The sequence below is a fragment of the Streptococcus suis genome (assembly GCF_002960445.1).
GTDB lineage: Bacteria > Bacillota > Bacilli > Lactobacillales > Streptococcaceae > Streptococcus > Streptococcus hyiners.
The window spans coordinates 1-273 of the sequence record NZ_POJD01000479.1; the positions used below are offsets into that span (position 1 = coordinate 1).

Annotated in this window: 1 protein-coding gene; it reads right to left on the minus strand. The window is 38.1% G+C overall.

Annotated elements, in window-relative coordinates:
• The coding region (locus tag C1G53_RS12875; protein WP_153046742.1) for a DUF1836 domain-containing protein at nt 1-273 on the minus strand (273 nt) is incomplete at both ends.

Sequence of the window (273 nt, forward strand, 5' to 3'; positions counted from 1 at the left end):
AGATTGACAAGCGTAGCGAATGATGTCAGGGGTTTCTTCATTTTCCTCGTTTCGCATGCAGTCAACAAAATGATTGTAGAGTGTTTCTGAATGACTCGATTGGAGAAGAAGATTTAAGGTCTGACTGATTTCTTGAATCGAAAAGACATTTTTTAAGATAGTCAAGGCAATCAAGCGGGCAACTTGCTGTTTCTGGTATTTTTTCTTTACCGGTTTTTCAAGTTGCTTGTGCTTGACATAATTGTTAATCATAGCAGCAGTCAATACTCTTCG